At 36.8% G+C, this 17,984-nt stretch carries 16 protein-coding genes; 2 read left to right on the top strand and 14 right to left on the bottom strand.

Going from position 1 to position 17,984, the window contains the following annotated elements:
* Window positions 1–196 precede the first annotated feature (196 nt).
* The 3 genes from BC008_RS49275 to BC008_RS05575 form a co-directional block, all read right to left on the bottom strand.
* Entirely contained in the window at window positions 197–349 is a 153-nt protein-coding gene (locus BC008_RS49275) for a hypothetical protein (protein WP_161938079.1), read from the bottom strand.
* Window positions 350–619: 270 nt separating this feature from the next.
* Window positions 620–1,669 carry a type III polyketide synthase gene (locus BC008_RS05580; protein WP_027846066.1) on the bottom strand — a complete coding sequence of 350 codons (1,050 nt, stop codon included), beginning with the start codon at window positions 1,667–1,669 and terminating at the stop codon, window positions 620–622.
* Window positions 1,670–1,926: 257 nt separating this feature from the next.
* The gene (locus BC008_RS05575; protein WP_027846067.1) at window positions 1,927–2,931 is read right to left on the bottom strand and encodes a zinc-dependent alcohol dehydrogenase family protein; all 1,005 of its coding nucleotides are present in this window, start codon (window positions 2,929–2,931) and stop codon (window positions 1,927–1,929) included.
* 106 nt (window positions 2,932–3,037) lie between these two features.
* Here BC008_RS05575 and BC008_RS05570 point away from each other — a divergent pair, with 106 nt between their 5' ends.
* Together BC008_RS05570 and BC008_RS05565 are read left to right on the top strand one after the other, a co-directional pair.
* Entirely contained in the window at window positions 3,038–3,490 is a 453-nt protein-coding gene (locus tag BC008_RS05570) for a winged helix-turn-helix transcriptional regulator (protein ID WP_027846068.1), read from the top strand.
* Between the two features lie 85 nt (window positions 3,491–3,575).
* Window positions 3,576–4,403, top strand: coding sequence for a class I SAM-dependent methyltransferase (locus BC008_RS05565; protein WP_027846069.1), 828 nt, complete (start codon window positions 3,576–3,578; stop codon window positions 4,401–4,403).
* A 70-nt stretch (window positions 4,404–4,473) separates the two neighbouring features.
* On the opposite strand, the gene BC008_RS49270 is transcribed toward BC008_RS05565, so the two are convergent.
* The 11 genes from BC008_RS49270 to BC008_RS05520 form a co-directional block, all read right to left on the bottom strand.
* Window positions 4,474–4,611 carry a hypothetical protein gene (locus tag BC008_RS49270; protein ID WP_161938078.1) on the bottom strand — a complete coding sequence of 46 codons (138 nt, stop codon included), beginning with the start codon at window positions 4,609–4,611 and terminating at the stop codon, window positions 4,474–4,476.
* The gene (gene topA, locus BC008_RS05560) at window positions 4,584–6,929 is read right to left on the bottom strand and encodes a type I DNA topoisomerase (RefSeq protein ID WP_027846908.1); all 2,346 of its coding nucleotides are present in this window, start codon (window positions 6,927–6,929) and stop codon (window positions 4,584–4,586) included. The genes BC008_RS49270 and topA overlap by 28 nt, the downstream gene beginning before the upstream one ends.
* Before the next feature lie 32 nt (window positions 6,930–6,961).
* Window positions 6,962–7,114 carry an alpha/beta hydrolase gene (locus BC008_RS46125; RefSeq protein WP_161938077.1) on the bottom strand — a complete coding sequence of 51 codons (153 nt, stop codon included), beginning with the start codon at window positions 7,112–7,114 and terminating at the stop codon, window positions 6,962–6,964.
* A gap of 203 nt (window positions 7,115–7,317) precedes the next feature.
* Complete coding sequence (locus BC008_RS05555) at window positions 7,318–8,670, bottom strand: hypothetical protein (RefSeq protein WP_027847098.1); 1,353 nt, start codon at window positions 8,668–8,670, stop codon at window positions 7,318–7,320.
* A 42-nt stretch (window positions 8,671–8,712) separates the two neighbouring features.
* The gene (locus tag BC008_RS05550) at window positions 8,713–9,099 is read right to left on the bottom strand and encodes a hypothetical protein (RefSeq protein WP_027847099.1); all 387 of its coding nucleotides are present in this window, start codon (window positions 9,097–9,099) and stop codon (window positions 8,713–8,715) included.
* 180 nt (window positions 9,100–9,279) lie between these two features.
* Window positions 9,280–14,586, bottom strand: a complete 5,307-nt coding sequence (locus BC008_RS46120; RefSeq protein ID WP_058183324.1) for a CHAT domain-containing protein — start codon at window positions 14,584–14,586, stop codon at window positions 9,280–9,282.
* A gap of 161 nt (window positions 14,587–14,747) precedes the next feature.
* Window positions 14,748–15,287 (bottom strand): hypothetical protein, encoded by a 540-nt coding sequence (locus BC008_RS05540; RefSeq protein WP_027847100.1) that lies wholly within the window; start codon window positions 15,285–15,287, stop codon window positions 14,748–14,750.
* A gap of 69 nt (window positions 15,288–15,356) precedes the next feature.
* Entirely contained in the window at window positions 15,357–15,689 is a 333-nt protein-coding gene (locus BC008_RS05535; protein ID WP_027847101.1) for a PadR family transcriptional regulator, read from the bottom strand.
* 388 nt (window positions 15,690–16,077) lie between these two features.
* Window positions 16,078–16,242, bottom strand: coding sequence for a hypothetical protein (locus BC008_RS50330; protein WP_027847102.1), 165 nt, complete (start codon window positions 16,240–16,242; stop codon window positions 16,078–16,080).
* Between the two features lie 115 nt (window positions 16,243–16,357).
* Complete coding sequence (locus BC008_RS05525) at window positions 16,358–16,564, bottom strand: hypothetical protein (RefSeq protein ID WP_027847103.1); 207 nt, start codon at window positions 16,562–16,564, stop codon at window positions 16,358–16,360.
* A 259-nt stretch (window positions 16,565–16,823) separates the two neighbouring features.
* Window positions 16,824–17,960 (bottom strand): DUF1822 family protein, encoded by a 1,137-nt coding sequence (locus tag BC008_RS05520; RefSeq protein WP_058183322.1) that lies wholly within the window; start codon window positions 17,958–17,960, stop codon window positions 16,824–16,826.
* Between the last annotated feature and the right edge of the window lie 24 nt (window positions 17,961–17,984).

Here is a 17,984-nt window from a genome sequence, read left to right as displayed (position 1 = left end):
TGCTAGTTTGTATAGGAAGTTATTGCTCTTTTTTGTCATGCTAACTGATATCATGTCAACTAAGGTTAAACGATTGCTTCAGAGCTATTTTACCTAAATCAACAAGACGAGCAATTTGAGAAAGAATATCAGAATGCTAGGAGCTATTGACGTCAAATAGAATTGGGAGCAGCAGTAATATTGGTACTGTATAATTTTAACCGTTTGCCCTTGAAAGCTTTCCTAACTCTATAGTTTTGTTATCTGTTATTTCTACTTTTAACTTTAGTAATAGAGATTCTACATCTGCTTGCAAGTATATATATTTTATTTGCTGTTTTTCTTGGTAAAACTCAATTGACTTATTCATAATTAAAATACCAGTACTTATTTACTTCTAGTTTCATTTACTCTTAACTTGTACATTTTCAAAACCTTACATAGCAAAGGTTTCAGTCAAAGCCAAAAAATATGTTAGTTTTATTCGTTACGAGGGGGTTTAATTAATTTTGAATTTTGTTAGCGGCTAGCGATAGCGTACCGTAGGTATTGCATGACCGCAGGTCATATTTTGAATTTTGAATTCCCCCTTGTGGGGCGCTTACAAATTAAACTTGATTAGTACGCAAAATTATTTTCTTTATGCTTCTGACCAAGAACCAATACTCATTTCAGCAATAAAACCAGGTCCAAAAGCTGCAAGAAAGCCTTTGTCGTTATGTTTTGGTCGGTTATTTTCAAAAGTTCTCTTGAGAACATCAAATACTACAACACTAGCTAAATTACCTGATTCAGCTAAACTAGCTCTACTCTCATTGATTAGTTGCTCGTCTATAGAAAGATTTTTAACTATCTCATTTAATATTTTTCGTCCACCTGTATGGAATATATAAAAATCAAGTTTTGATATATTCTCTCCTTGTTGATTGACAAAACCTTTCATTGCTGGCGTTGTTGGCTCAATGGAGTTTAGTATTTCTTTGTCTAGTCTAAAGTGAAAACCAGTATTTTTGACATCATAAGCAATATAGTGTTCTGTATTAGGGAGTCCAAAAGTTGCATTGGCTTCAAGTTTGAAACCAGTTCCCCCCAAGCCTCTCATCACACAAGCTGAAACCCCATCACCAAATAAAGCTGAAGAGAGCATCGGACCAATATGTCCATCGGTTGGCTGAAAGCAAAGAGAACACAGTTCTACAGAAACAATCAAAACATTAACATTCCCATAAGCCAGACAAAAATCATGGGCGCGGTTAATTGCTGAACTCCCTGCAGCGCAACCTAGTTGAGCAATTGGAACTTGTCTAGTTGTCGAGGGTAAACCTAATTCATTGACGAGATATGCTGTTAAAGAAGGCATTAGGAAACCAGTACAAGATGTGACGATAATCATATCAATATCGTCTGTTGTTAATTGAGCATTCTCGAGAGCCTCCTGCGCAGCTTGTTTGCTTAATTTCTTTGCTTCTCGAGCATAGATATTATTTTGCTCTTCAAAACCCTGGTGTACTATACTCTCTTCTAAAGGTCTAACAAAGTGTCTTTTATCTATCTGGGTATTGCGTACCATTTTCACCACGCGCTCAAGATTGGGATTATCAGCATAAAATCTCTCCATCAGTTCAATCATCTGATCTTGGGTAACTACATAATCTGGTAGGATGACGCTGGGTTTGCATAAAGTTGCCATAATATCAATATCTCCTTTGGTTGTTTTATCTTGATTAACAATATGGGGTATGAGTATGAATAATCAGTGATTAATTAGTGAGAATTAGCTGAGATTTGTCTTAGAAATATGAAAGTAAGCCCTACGCACAAGTTATTAGGAGATTCGCAAGTAGCGTAACTACCTGCGAATCTCCTAATGGTGAGCAAAAGCTTACAAATCATAGCTGTTGGGATTTATCAATGTCCTAACATTATTACGTAGGGCGATATTTGCGTTTAAGTGGATTCGAAGGATTGCTCTAAAGTAACTTTACCTATTGCATTTCCTGATTCCTGATATGTATGGGCTGCGCTGACATCCACGAACCTAAAAGACTTAGAATCTAGAAGTGGACGTAATTTACCTTCATCGACAAGATGAGCAATTTGAGAAAGAATATCAGAATGATGGGAGCGATTAACATCAAATAACATTGGGAGCAGCATGTAAACAAGGTGTAGGGTTAATCCTTTAGCATGAAGTAAAGTCAAATCTTGTTGAGATAAAGAAACCAAAGAGACTACAGTTCCGTTGAGTTTTGCTGCTTTGAAGGCGTTTTGCAAATTATCGTTTCCAACTGTGTCAAACACGATATCAAAGCCTTCACCATTCGTGTACTCTGCAACAAATTCTTCAATAGGAGTTTGGCGATAATTGATAGTGAAATCAGCACCTAATTCACTTGCGATCATTGCTTTTCCCTCGCTCGATATCAATGCGTAGACTGTAGCACCAACCCATTTTGCTAACTGCACACCAATATGACCCACTCCTCCAGTTGAACCATAAACTAAAACCTTTTGACCTGGTTGGATTTTGGCGCGATCGACGAGACCTTCCCATGCTGTTATTGATACGAGTGGTAATGCAGCAGCTTCTAACATAGTCAAAGATTTTGGTTTATGGGCAACGAGCCTAGCATCCGCTAACATATACTCAGCCAGAGCTCCTCCCATTCCTTTGACCCCTCCAGCACAACCATAAACCTCATCACCAACTTTGAAACCTTCAACATTATCACCAATTTTTTCAATTGTCCCGGCTACATCTCCATGTAAAATTGCTGGAAAACTGGGAGCAATATCAGGAACAACACCTTCACGGATTTTTACATCTACTGCGTTGATGCTGGTTGCAGCGACCCGAATTAAGACATGATGGGGAAGTACTTCTGGTATGGGTAAATCTGCTGTTTGGAAAACACTGGGTTGACCGAAACGTTCAATGACAATAGCTTTCATATTTATTTATTCGTCCAAACTTTGTACTCAATTGAGTAACATAAACAAATAGACACCCGGAAGGATTTACGGGAAAGTACATTAGTAACCTTTTGGTAAGTCAAAGATGACTTTTAATCTTGATCGCAACCGAGGTGAACTAAATTATCCACCTCAACCCGCACTAGATCGCATCGCTAATATGGGGGTATTTGATACTAGTTGTGAGGGACACCAACTTCTAGAAAAAATAGCGAACAAATGGACAATTTTGATAATCTATGCCTTAACTCAAGGGAAAAAAAGATACACCGGTTTAAAACAACAAATAGTTGATATATCACCTAAAATGCTGGTGCAAAATCTCCGCAATTTAGAACGCTCGGGGTTAATCGAACGAAAAGTATTTCCAAGCGTTCCACCTCGAGTTGAATACTCACTGACACCTTTGGGTGAATCTTTAGCTGAACCACTTGCTGTTTTGGGAGAATGGGCTTATCAGCATATTAAGGATGTAAATTTAGCGATTGAAAAATATGATAATAATTCCAAGTCTGAAGATTTCTGGGAACCAAAATAGAATAATTTATAAATTATGAATTACAAATTATGAGTTACAAATCATTAAACATAAATCATGAAATATAAATCATGAAATATAAATCATGAAAAAATTCGAAGAACAATTTAAACATATTTATTCCCAAGACTTATCGGAGAAAAAAACTTGGTATTCTTCTGTTGCTGAAGCTTACAACAAAACTAGACCGCGTTATCCCAAACAACTTATTAATCGTATCGTAGAGTTAGCCAAACTTACCCCGAACGCTAAAATTCTGGAACTAGGATGCGGTCCGGGAATTGCAACTGTGGAATTTGCTAAGTTGGGTTTTTCTATAGTGTCTTTGGAACCGAGTCCAGAATCTTGTGAATTTGCTCGTGAAAACTGCGCTCAGTATCCTAATGTAGAGATCCAAAATATTACGTTTGAGGAGTGGGAATTAGGAACTAATAAATTTGATGCGGTAATTGCTGCAACTGCTTTTCATTGGATTTCACCTGAAATTCGCTGTTCTAAATCTGCTCAAGCTTTAAAAGATAATAGTAGTTTAATTCTGTTATCGAACAAAGAACCACAACCAAGTTATGAAATTTACCAGTTATTAAGTGAAGTTTACCAAAAGCAAGCTCCATCTGTAACAAGATATGAAGATCCAGAAATTCAGGAAAAAACTATCAGGGAGTTTGGGGGAAGGATAATCGATTCTAGTTATTTCCAAAGCTTGTTTTACGAATACTTACGGTGTGAAGTAAATTATAGTATTGATGATTACTTGGCGATGTTAAGTACTTTGTCTCCTTTCATTGCGTTGGAATCACAGCAACGAAGTTCTTTATTTACAGCTTTAAAAGAAGTTTTGGAGCAGAATTGCGAAGGAGATATTCAAACCTCTTACATTTCAGCTTTTCATATTGCACGAAAAGCTATTTAAAATCACTTATAATTAATCGAGTAAGTGTAGGGTAAAAGCTAAAATTTGGGTTTAAACCTCATTATAAAAGCTAATAATATTTTAGGGAAAACACTATCCTGACTCCTGACTCCTGACTCCTGACTCCTGACTCCTGACTCCTGACTCCTGACTCCTGACTTCTATCTCCTACTAAAACCTTTAAAGCTCGCCAAATTTTGGACTCCACCAGTCACCATTTTTGGTTTTAAAGTATGCTACATCTTTATGCTTCTTATCCTGACGCGACTTTGAATCAGAACATCTCAGCATGCTTTTTTTCTGTCCATTTTTACTATAACTATATTCTTCCAATGGTTTTTTACAAACAGGACATGGATAGGAAGTAAGGGATTGTGGAGGTTTATGATTTGGAGAGTTATGATTTAAAGATTTATTATTTGGAGATTTTTGATCTAAAGATTTATTATCTGTTTGATTTTCTTTACTCCGAGGTAGTTGCCATTTTTTGCTAAAATCATTCCAAAACATCACCAGATTTTCACAACCGCTCGTACATTTGAGAAAATATTTTTTCTTAACTTTAGTGCTGGGAATTTTGGATAGAAATTGATTACACTCAGGACAACGAGTTCTGGATTTTTTAGTTGTAGTTCCAGTTTTAGTTGTAGTTCCAGATTTACCTGCAGATTTAGTTGTAGTCCCAGCTTGAGCTTTGGTTTGAGTTGTATTTTTAGTTTTGTGTGTATTTTTAGTTTGATATTGGAAAGAACTGCTATTCTTTGCAGCTTCTGGAATTAATGTCTGAGCTTTAGAAAGGGCTGGTATTAAATAAGTTTTATTCCAATTTGCCAGATATTGTTGCCAGTCGCGATCGCCAAGGGCGATAGTATCTAGAGCATCTTCCATCTGAGCGGTGAATTGTGCTTCTAGTAAATCGGGTAATGCTTTTTGTAAAAAGGTATCGACCTCTAACCCTAAAGTTGTGGGTTGTAAATTTTTCTTGATTAATTGGACGTAATCTCTTTTTTTCAGGGTTGCAATAGTAGAAGAATAGGTACTAGGACGACCAATTCCCACTTTTTCCATTAATTGCACTAACTTTGGTTCGCTGTAACGAGGTGGTGGTTGAGTTTGTTTCTTCTCATACTCTGCATTTTTCAGGGTCAGTGCTTGATTAGTTTGCAAATGAGGTAATACAGAATCTTTACTGATATTATTCCAATAGCGGGAATAACCACGGAATTCGACAACTTGTCCCCTCGCCTGCCATAATAACTTTTCTGATTGAGTGATTATATTTGTTTTACGTAGCCGAGCATCTTTACATAGAGAAGCGATTGCTCGTTTCCAAATTATTACATACAGGTCGAACTCGTCAGGGGGGACTTTTTCGCGTAAATCAACACTCTTGAGAAATACATCGGTTGGACGGATCGCTTCGTGAGCTTCTTGAGCGGACTTACTGCTACGATATTTTGTCAATCTGTTTGGTAAATTTTCTGGATCGTTTTGTTGTAACCACTTCCGAGCGCTAGCGGTAAATTCAGGACTCAAAGCGACTGAATCTGTCCGCATATATGTTATTAAACCAGCCTCATATAGCTTTTGGGCGACAACCATAGTTTTATCTGGAGAAAACTTTAGTTTGGAACCCGCTGCTTGTTGGAGAGTGGAAGTGGTAAATGGTGGAGGTGGTTTGCGATGGACAACTTTTCCTTCAACTTGAATAACTTTATGGGAATTATTTCTTGCTATTTCGACTAATCTTTTTGCTTCTGCTTCAGATAAAACACGTTTCGACTCGGGTGTCTTAGTATTTTTATTGTCTGTTGCATCATCTAAGATTTCTGTTTCTTGCTCTGTAGTGTTTCTGTTGGAAGAAGAATCTTCGGTTCCCTTATAATAAGCACGAAATCCTTCTGAACCATCAGACCCAAGAATGTAATCCACCCAAACATTCCAATAATCTTGAGGGACAAATGTTTGGATTTCCCTTTCTCGTTTACAAATTAAGTGTAATGTGGCGCTTTGAACCCTACCAACACTCTTCGCACCATTATTTAATTTCCAGATTAGAGGGCTACATTTGTAACCGACTAATTTATCTAAACAATCTCGACATAATCCCGCACCGACTAACTTTAAATCGAGTTCTCTGGGATTAGCGATCGCTTCCCGAACTGCTGATACTGTAATTTCGCTGTAAGTTACCCTTTTTGGTGCTTGCCTTAATCCTAATTCTTCTTTAATATGCCAAGCAATGGTTTCACCTTCGCGATCAGGGTCGGTTGCTAAAACTACTTCTCTAACCTGTTTAGCTGCAGACTTTAGCTTCTGAATTGTTTCTTTCGATCGCACATCGCGAGGAATGTAATTACATTTAACCCTATTACCATCTATACTAAAACCGAGTGAATCTTCACCTTTGTTACTTAGTCCTCGGATGTGACCGCAACTTGCACGCACAATCCAATCTCCGCCTAAAATTTGACTGAGTTTTTTAACTTTACCGGGAGATTCGACTATGAGAAGGCGTTTTGCCATGATGCACTCTTAAAAATAAACTTTGAGAAAACTTATGATATCTGTGAGGGTAGGTAATGGGTAATTGGTAATGGGTAGGTAATGGGTAATTGGTAATGGGTAGGTAATGGGTAATTGGTAATTGGTAATGGGTAATTGGTAATGGGTAATTGGTAATGGGTAATTGGTAATTGGTTAATCAACAATTATTGACAACCTCAACCGTATAGTAAGTAATTAGTGGAATCTGATATAAATGGTCGATTTTCAATATTGCCTTAGAGGCAAAGTATAAACCCAAGTAGGAAGATTTTGGCAAAAGTAGTAACAATACTCAAAACAAACATTTACTATTGCGAATTTTTTTGTATTTTTCTTTTCCCTGTATTTTTTAGGGATGAAGAAAATCTCACTTCTGTCTAAACAAAGTAAGTATAATCCAAACCAGAAAACTTGCTACTAAACCAGCAGCAATACTCAAAACGAAAGCTTCAGTCAGGAAGAAAGGAGGACATTTTTCGGTACATTTTTCGGGAGGTTTTTGGGCAATAATTACAGCAGATGCTAGTTGACTGGTTGCTAATCCAACTCCTGCGATCGCTACGGTGTTGTTGAGATTGCGGTCGCGTTGTGCTTGTTCTATTTCTACCATCCCGCGAATGGTGCTGGTAACGTTTTCTAGAATTGCTAAACCTGGGTTGAGACTAAGGTAATCTTTTTCTAATTGAACTTGATACTTATTTTTGGCTATTTGACCGAATTCTGCTAAAAATTTCTCTGTAGGAAAGTCATCTTGACGTTGTTTTTCGTAGTTATCTAAATTGACTGCTACTGTATTTTGTTGAATTGGTAGTAAATTTATATCTTGGATGTAACTTGATAATATCTTACTATTTGTTTGTAAATCTTTTTTGAGTTCGCCCAATCCTTTTTTTAATAATGTAGTGTTATTATGTGTATCTATTAAATTTTGCTTCAATTGTTTTGCTAAGCGGGCTTTGAGTTCTCTTCCTTGTTCGTAAGCCCAAATAATTTTATGTCTGCAATAAAATAAGGATCGCCAAGCATTATAACGTCTAGCAGCTTCGCCAAATGTATCCTTATCTTGATAGAAAATAACCATAACGTGACTATTTTTGTCTATTCCTTCCCAACGACGGTTAGTTAAACTAGAGGTCTTTGGGGTATCGCTACTCCACATTTCCCAAACTGTCGCGCCTAAAAATTCCCCCTTTTGCTGATGTTGATGTTGTTTACCAATTAAAGATTTGTAAATCCTACTGGCGATGTCTTCAGTGGTTTGATAGGTAGGAATTTGAGAACTATCTGGAACAGTCCAACCGGATACCATCCAGGTTTTTCCCAAAAAGCCATGAGGCGAGAGTTGTCCGGATGATAAATTATCAGTTAATTTATTAGCGTTGGGTAAATCTGCAAAATCTTTAAGTTCTTTAATGGTAGATGGAATTTGTGATATATCTACTTCTTTCTCTAAAGAGCAACTGTAGCGCAAACAAGTAGTATCATCAAACATTATCCGACTATAACAGCCATCAACTCCATAGCGAATCTGACCGTTGAAATCTAGACGTTGTGTGTCTTCGTGGTTGATTTCAGTTGAAAAGTGCTTTTGTTGTAGTCGCTCTGGTAAATTTGACCAATAATTTTCATATACTTTGTTAATTTCAACTTCAATTTCACCTGATTGTTCTATAAGGTTATAAATAAATAAATCCAGTGTCGGATATACAATCTTACTCATTAATATTTTTGTAGTTATTCAGGCATGATTTTTAGGTATGATTTAGACACGGTCTTGAGGCATAATTTCTGACTTGTGGTTTTTTGCTTCTTTACTCGAATCAGGAGCTTGAAAGATAGCGATCGCAATATTAGCTATCCGTTCTGGAGGAACTGCTGGAGCTTTTTGTTGACTGGGTTTATCGAATTTATTACGTTCTTGAATTTCATAATTTTTCTGAATATTAATTCTTGCTTGCTGATAAGGTTCTTTAATAACATCAGATTCTGCTAATTTTATCAAGTAATTAATTGCTTTATCTGGTTGTGTTTGATACATTTTAGCAACTTCATTAATTTCCCTTTGTAATTGTGCCGGTAATGGAGAATCTAATTCTACTAAAGCTCTGAGAAAAGAAATTAGTGTGACTTGTTGGAGTTGGTTAAGCATAGAAATTTAGAAGATGGTATTCCGATTTGAAAATTGACTTTGTAGAGACGCGAAATTGAGATGGATCTATGTCCGACGGACACGCTTTGCTAACGATGAACGCGTCTCTACAAGGTTTTGACAACAAACGAATAAGTCAGAATTAATGATATGAACCACCAATATTAGAGTTTATAGTTATCACGCAGGTTTACCAGTTAAAATAAATCCAGCCCAATAATAAGGATGATCATAGATACATTTATTCGATATCATTTTATTTCGGTCACTTTTAATCATTAATGCTTCAGTCTTTAAATAATCAATACATTGGGGTTCCTTTAATTTTGCAGCTAAATTTAAATACCATTGTGCTAGGTCTTCGTAAGTAAGTTGACGCAACCATTGTTTAGCTTGTTTCAAAGCAATATTAGCGGTATTGCCTTGCTGGAGTAACTGGTAGAATTGAATCATTAATAAAGCAGTGGAACGTTCGTCTACTGTCCACAGACTATTGATAACGTAGCTTGCACCTTTGGCGAGAAAAGCACTTACTAAACCTACATATTCATCAACTAGACTTTCTGCACTAGTAATTCCCGTTTCGCATGCGGAAAGACAAATTAATTCGTAGTGACTCAAATCTAATTGTTTGTCATCAACAATATCCCCCAAGGTTAATTTATCAGTTTGCGTTAGCTGCAAAAATGATTCTCGCGGCTGTTCTGGGATGTGGTCGCCATGTCCGGTAAAATGGAAATAACCATTATTGCTTTGCTTTAAAGCTGTAATTAGAGATTTTTGGTTGATTTCAGGAGCTTTCAACTCGCGACAGTTTGGATATAGGGTTGCAAGTGCGATCGATTCAATTGCTGTAAATGGTGAATCATTAGTTGTAATATTTAGTAACGCAGGAAAAGACTGTTTATCCTTTACCTGGTTGGATTTGCTTGGTGACTGGGCTACAAGCTTTAAACCGATTTGAAAACTGGGTAAGTATGTAACGTTGAAACGTGAGGGAAATAGGTAATCTAAAGGTAGTAGATGTAATTCCCGGTGGGGTACCAAAATTAACTGCTCAACATCTGTGAGATATTCTCGGAGACGATTAATTTCTAAAATGTCACGGAGTTCATTGAGCAACATATATTCTATATTTTGTCGCCAAGATGCTGTTTCTTTAGTTTCACTTGTATAATCTCCTTGGCAATAATTTTGATAAGTTTGTTTCCACTTCTCCATCCAAGTTTGAAAACTTTGTAATTGTTCGAGATGGGTGAAGCTAGATTCTTGCTGTGATGAGTTTTGCAAAAAATCAGCAGGGGATAAAACTATAGGAGACTTATTATATTTAATAATGAATGTAGTAATAACATTAGGGCTGATATGCCAGTAAATCGCTGCAGTTTTGGGATTAAGCAGTCTTTGCATATCCTTGTAAGTGAACTGAGGCGGTTGATAATCCCAATTTTCTTGCAACCAAGCCAGACAAGTGTTCTTTCGTTGTTCCGCCAATTCTAAAGCAGCTATTTCCTTGTTTTCATCATTTGATTGGAGGCGAAGATCTACCCGCATTTGGTTAAAAGCTGCAAATTTCCGCGCTAGACTAATTTTACTTCCTTTATTTTCAGATTTTGCTAGTAACTGTTCTAAGCGCTGAGTGGCTTCTTCCAAGTGTCTTTGGAATCCGCTTTTATCACCCAAGGTAGAATAAACTTGGAGCGATTCTTGCAAAACCTGTAAGTGACGTTGGGGGAATTTCTCGAAGCTGAGGAAATTTAGGGCTTGTTCGTAGCTGTCCTTAGCGTCAAACCAGTCAGGGAAAGGATTAGCTTGTTTCTTCCCGTGGATGTATAAGATTTCGCCCTTTTTCCGATGCAACTCACCACAACCTTCTTCATAGTTGGGAGTATCAGGTTTGAGTGTTTTGATACCATTATTCCAACATTTTACCGCAGCTTTATAACCTTGGGAATTCAGAAGTGCTATACCCTTATTACTCCAAGCTAGCCAATATTGGTAATCTGTTAGGCGTAGGGCTTCATCAAAAGACGCGATCGCTTCTTCATATTTTCGTAATTTGTCACAAAGTATAGCCCCCCTAGTGTTCCAAGAATCATAAAATTCAGGTTTAAGTTCTATAGCTTTGTTACAAGAAGCAATCGCTTCTTCATATCTTCCTAAATTAACCAATGCTAAGCCCCGGTCACTCCAAGTATCGTAGAATTCAGGTTTAAATTCTATAGCTTTGTCATAGGAAGCAATTGCATCTTCATATCTTCCCAAGTTAACTAGCGCCAAACCCCGGTTTCTCCAACCATTATAGAACTCAGGTTGAATCTTTATAGCTTTGTCGTAGGAAGCAATTGCATCTTCATATCTTCCTAAATTAGCCAACGCCAAACCCCGGTTGCTCCAAGCATAGTAGAGATCGGGTTTAATTTCTATGGCTTTGTCAAAGGAAGCAAGTGCATCTTCATATCTTCCTAAATTATTCAGCACATTTCCCTGATTGTTCCAAGCATTATAGTAGTCAGGTTTAAGCTCTATGGCTTTTTCATAGCAAGTAATTGCGCTTTCATTTTTTTCTAAATTAGCTAGCACAACTCCTTTGTTGTACCAAGCATCGTAGAAATTAGGTTTTATTTCTATGGCTCGAACAAAAGATGATAACGCTTTTTTATATTCTCGTAAGTTGTCACAAAGTACAATTCCCCGGCGATTCCAAGCGTCATCAAAGTCAGGTTTAATTTCTACAGCTTTTTCGAAGGAAGCAATAGCATCTTCATATTTTTCTAAGTTAGCCAGTGCAATTCCCCGGTTGTACCAAGGATTGTAGTCATCAGGTTTAATTTCTATTGCTTTGTTACAAGAGATAAGTGCTTGTTCATATTCTTGTAAATTATTCAGCACGTTTCCCCGGTTATTCCAAGCATTGTTATCATCAGGTTTAAGTTTTATTGCTTGGTCAAGAGAAGCAATTGCATTTTCATATTGTCCTAGATAGTTAAGTGATAATCCCCGGTTGTTCCAAGCATTGTTGTCACTGGGTTTAATTTCTATTGCTTTGTCATAGGAAGCAACCGCTTGTTCGTATTGTTCTAAACTTATGAGTGCAGTTCCTTGGTTGTTCCAAGTATCATAGTCGTCAGATTTAAGTTCTATTGCTTTGTCATAAGAAGCAAGTGCATTTTCATATCTTCTTAAATTAGCCAAAGCTAATCCCCGGTTATTCCAAACATAGTAGAGATCGGGTTTAATTTCTATTGCTTTATCATAGGAAACAAGTGCTTCTTCATATTTTTTTAAATCACTCAGCGCTACTCCACGGGCGTACCAAGTAGAGTAATTACCAGGTTCAATTTCTATCGCTTTGTCATAAGAAGCAATTGCATCTTCGTATATTTCTAAGTTAGCTAGCGCCCATCCCCGGTTATTCCAAGTACTATAGTGGTCAGATTTAAGTTCTATTGCTTTATCATAGGAAGCAATCGCTTCTTCATATTTTTCTAATTTACCCAATGCTACTCCACGGGTGTACCAAGCAGAGTAATCATCAGGTTCAATTTCTATGGCTCGCTCGAAAGAGGCGATCGCTTTTTTATATTCTTGTAAGTCGTCACAAAGTATAGATCCCCGACTTATCCAAGCATTGTAGTTATCAGGTTCAATTTCTATAGTTTTGTCGTAAGAAGCAACTGCATCTTTATATCTTCCTAAATAGCGCAGTGCAGAACCCCGGTTACTCCAAGCATGATAAAAGTCAGGTTTGATTTCTATCGCTTTATCATAGTAAGTAAGTGCTTCTTCATATTTTTCTAAATCACTCAGCGCTAACCCCTTAGTGTACCAGGCATTATAGAATTCAGGTTTAATTTCTATGATTTTGTCATAGCAAGCAACTGCATCTTCATATCTTCCTAAAAGAAACAGCATCCCTCCCCGACAATTCCAAGCATTATAGTCATCGGGTTTAATTTCTATAGCTTTGTCATAGGAAGCAACAGCATCTTCATATCTTCTTAAGTAAGCAAGCGCCAACCCCCTTTTGTACCAAGCATTATAATCATTAGGTTTAATTTCTATGGCTTTGTCACAAGAAATGAGTGCTTGTCCGTATCTTCTTAAGCAAGCAAGCGCCTCTCCCCGGTTGTACCAAGCATTATAGTCATCAGGTTTAATTTCTATGGCTTTATCGTAGGAAACAACAGCATCTTCATATCTTCCTAAATTAAACAGCACCACTCCCCGGTTGTACCAAGCATTATAGTCATCAGGTTTAATTTCTATGGCTTTATCGTAGGAAACAACCGCATTTTCATATCTTCCTAAGTTACCCAGCGCTACCCCACGAGTGTACCAAGCATTATAGTCATCAGGTTTAAGTTCTATTGCTCTGTCATGAGAAGCAATTGCATCTTCATATCTTCCCAAGTAAAACAGCGCTGCTCCCCGATTTCCCCAAGCACTATAGTCGTCAGATTTAATTTCTGTTGTTTTGTCATAACAAATAAGTGCATCTTCATATCTTCCTAAATGAAACAGCGCTGCTCCTTGGTAACACAAAGTATCGTAGTCATTGGGCTTTATTTCTATTGCTTTGTTATAAGAATTAACTGCTTCTTCATATTTTCCTAAATAAAAAAGTGCCAATCCTTGGTAATCGCAACTATTATAGTCATCAGGTTTTATTTCTATTGCTTTGTCATAGCAAGCAACTGCTTCTTGGTATCTTCCTAAACAATACAGCGCTGATGCCTTGTTGACCCAAGCATCATAGTCATCAGGTTTTATTTCTATGGCTTTGTTATAGGAAGCAAATGCATCTTCGTGTTTTCCTAAATCAACCAACGCTAATCCCCGGTTGTTCCAAGCACAATAGAAGTCAGGTTTAATTTCTATGGCTTTGTCATAAGAAGCAAGCGCCTCTTCATATCTTCCTAAAGAATACAATGCTACTCCTCGATTTATCCAAGCATAGTAGTGGTTAGGTTTAATTTCTGTGGCTTTGTCATAGGAAGCAACTGCATCTTCATATCTTCCTAAATCATCCAGCGTCACTCCCCGGTTGTACCAAGCATAGTAGTGGTCAGGTTGAATTTCTATAGCTTTGTCGTAGGAAGCAACTGCATCTTCGTATCTTCCTAACTTACTCAGTGCAAGACCTCTACCCCGCCAATCTTCCGCATCTTGAGGCGTCAATTTAATAACTCGCTCAAAAAACTCTGCTTGCTGTGTCTGCTTTAGTTGTTTATACGCCATACCCCGACGTGCTAACGCCAAAATATAATTCGGTTTGACCTCCAAAGCTCGCTTGAGAAATTCTACCGACTCCTCATATTTTTCCTGTCGGTAACAAGCTAAACCCAAACCATACAAAACCTTGTGGTTTTGCGGTTCCAGTGCAGCAGCTCGGTGAAAAGTTTGTAAACCGGCTGCGTAATCTCCCTTATCTAGTCGGTCGTGTCCTTGTTGGATTAAGCTAGCTACACTGGGCTTTGGCGTCATCTTTCCATAGTTAAGAGTACTAGCCTTTAATTATAGATTAATAGTTTTAAATGTAACCAGCTATGTAGTTTGTATTACTATTACGCAATACTATTTATATTTTTGCTCGAAATATACAAGGTCAAAATAATGGTTTTTTGAAAAGAATAATAACTGAAAAACTAACGCAATTTCCTAACAATTCTGGCAAACCTTCTCAACTTAATCGCACCCACGGTTACACATAATGCAGTTAACCGCCAATAAGTAATTAAAGTTACTTTCCACTTTGCAATTCCACTATTAAGTAACTGACGACGAGCAAGTAAAATATCGTGCAACCAGTCTTGATACTCTTCCCATTCTCGCGGTGAATTTTGTGAAAGTATTCCAGCGATCGCATCAGCAAACCTGACTTCACCTTTAACTGAGTTGTGTGGTCTATTTTTTCTCGAACGACGGGTAATAATTCTATGCTGTCTAATTGTTGTATAGCTAATAATAAGAGTTGCAATAATAAGAGTAATACTCAAACCCAGAGCAAAAGCTTGAGGTACGCCGAATTTTATCAATAGAACGCCAATAACTAAAATAAGAGCGTAAATTGCACCTTCACAAATTAGATACAGAAGAGTTTTAGGAATTGCAATCAATACTAGACGCAATTGACTAAAAATACTCTTGAGCAAATAATTAGTAGATTTTCGACTATATTTTTTCATATTTTAGTTTTTCCTTAGATTAGTTCAAAAAATTAATTCGAGTAGAGATTAAATCAAGTAGAGATTAAATCAAGTCGCAAATAGCCTTAATGCTTCTAAAAATTGTTCCTTTTTATCCAGTGCTTGCAACCCGGAACCTGTGATTTTGTAATATCTTCTCCGCGCTCCTGTTGTCTCCTCTGCTGCTTCATCTCCCCATCGAGACTCTACAAATCCCCGTTTTTCTAGTTTCCTTAATGTAGGATAAAGGGAACTAAAACCAATTGTGCGATCGCCATTACTAGCTTTAGCGATCGCGTCCATGATTTCTAATCCATACCTTTCTTTAAAGGAGAGCGCATTGAGAATGGCTTCTTCTATGAGTGTTAAATCTAGGGTGTCCTCTTTCTTACGATTAGCCATATCTTTAAAATGATGATTATCCTAATAATTATTATATATTCAAAATTTGAATATATGCAGGTACAGTAAAAGTAAAAATGATACAGACTCAAAGTCCCCCCATTAACTTTAAGGGGGTTAGGGGGATCTAAATCCGACAGAATTGTAACTAGTAACTGATGTTATTGTTATTTAACCGGGTACAAAAAAATCTCGCTCATGGAATCGGTCTTTCTCTAGAAGTGCAAACTTAGAGAGAAATCATCCATAAAGCGATCTCAATTTAATTCACGTTAGACGTAAATTATCCATGAATTTTTAGAAAAATCGAAAAACCGAAAAACCGTTGTCCTAAACACTGGGAGGTGTTTAATCTCTCTTTGAGAGATAGTTTAGACTTTAGACAGAGCTAATCCTTATTTGTTGCGGGATCTCCTTCGTAGGGTTGTACTCCTGTCTTGGGATAGTCATCATCGGTAGGAGTAAAAATTCTTTTAGCCCCACCGGAAATAAATTCAATAGTTTTTTGAAAAATATTTTCAATTGACTGAGCAATTTTACTAAATGCGGACATAATCAATGCTCCTTGATTTCATTCATTGAAAAATCTTCAACAAATTTCTCTAATATTAAATAAAGACTCTAAATACTGAAACATCGCAAAATCTGAAACAGCAATTTAATTTGTTTTAGCGATAAGCTAGCTCTCCCATAATCGGGGGAACAATCTGTACATTATTTGTTTGTTCGGTATTTGCTATATTCGGATCTATAATTTCGGGTTTAGGAGTTGTGCGTCGCGTCCACCAAATACTTACGAGCAAGGTTATAAATAACATTATTATGTAAGCAATCGAAAGTTTCTGATGGAATGGATTGGTATCTTGGGTCTTCATGTTCACCTCCCCCACTGGCGATCGGGTTTAATTTCTTAAAGATTGTGAGACTTTAAGGTTTACCCTTTGACTGCTTCCGTTAACTCCACTATTAGATTAGGACAAGAATTTGGGGAAGTTGTGAGGATCGGAAAATAGTTATATCAATTTTCTTTAATATTCCTGTACTTTGTTTATAAAAGGGAACAGGGAACAGGGAACAGAAAACAAATATAAATTCAAATGTTTGATATTTGGCAGTATTTTGTCGATACTGGTATTACAAGACAAATTCTTCTGTGAATACAGCATCTTGATAGATTGCTTCCACTTTAAACTTTTTACCAGGAGATTCACAAAATCCTAGCTGAATAAAGCAATCTGATTCGGTTGCGATCGCTTCTTCGCTTTCTGCTTGATTTGTATTATGGTTTAGGGTTATTTTTAACTTTAAATCCTGTGGTAAATAATATTCATTTTCCGTTTTTGGACGAATTTGTACAATTACACCTTTTTCTTCATTTTCTTCGGGTTTCATCTTTACTACCAAGGCAAATTTTTTATTATTAAGTAATGATCCGAAATCAAATAATTTACCTTTCTGAATTGGATATTCAGGAGAATGGTTACTTCTTAAGTAAACAGGATCGGGTATTTGCAGTGTTAAAATTTCTCCAAGAGATTCCCATCCTTCTTCGAATACGTCATTCCACCATTGACCCAGATTTACCAGAGATTGAGTAATAGCATGGGAAGCTTTATGAATTTTTGCGATCACTACTGGAGTGACTACATTTTCTGTGGGTAAGGTAATCGCGTCAGGTTCCAATAAGCGAGAATAAATTAGAAGATTATTGATTTCGGGATCGAAGCGAGAAAATGGGACTTTAACACTGTTATTGTGTCGATTTGTACTAGTAGTATTAACGGACTCTTGATATTTTAAAATGTCATCACGATGCATAAAACCATGAATTATCAATTGTCCTTCTGCTTCCATTATCTGGAGTAGTACATATAAATGACCTGCTAGTTTAGGGGAATTGATGATACTTTCCGGTACAGTTATCCAATCATCGCTTAAATTATCAATTGTAATTAAACAAAGCTTCAAGTTACTAAGTTGTATATTACAGACTGTATCGGTTAAGCTTTTATGTTGGGGTTGAAAAATAGAAGCGTTGTCAATGTCGATTTTGATATCTGGTACTATTTCCTGCAATCCTTCTACAAAAGCAAACAAAGCGATCGCACTTAAGTAAGTTTTCCACTGATTTTCTTCACCTATTACTTTCTGACTAATTTCTCTAGCTTGATCGAAGTATTTTGATTGTAGGGGAATAATTGGTGGTTCCACGTTTAGATCCAGATATTTTGGATTATTTAATAGTGAGTAAAGCATATCTTGTCTATTCATTATTGAATGTAGATTTTTTGTATG

Origin of the sequence: Mastigocoleus testarum BC008, assembly GCF_001456025.1 — a bacterium.
Classification (GTDB): domain Bacteria; phylum Cyanobacteriota; class Cyanobacteriia; order Cyanobacteriales; family Nostocaceae; genus Mastigocoleus; species Mastigocoleus testarum.
The sequence above is the reverse complement of the archived record's forward strand: the minus strand, read 5'-3'. Positions and strand labels throughout refer to the sequence as shown.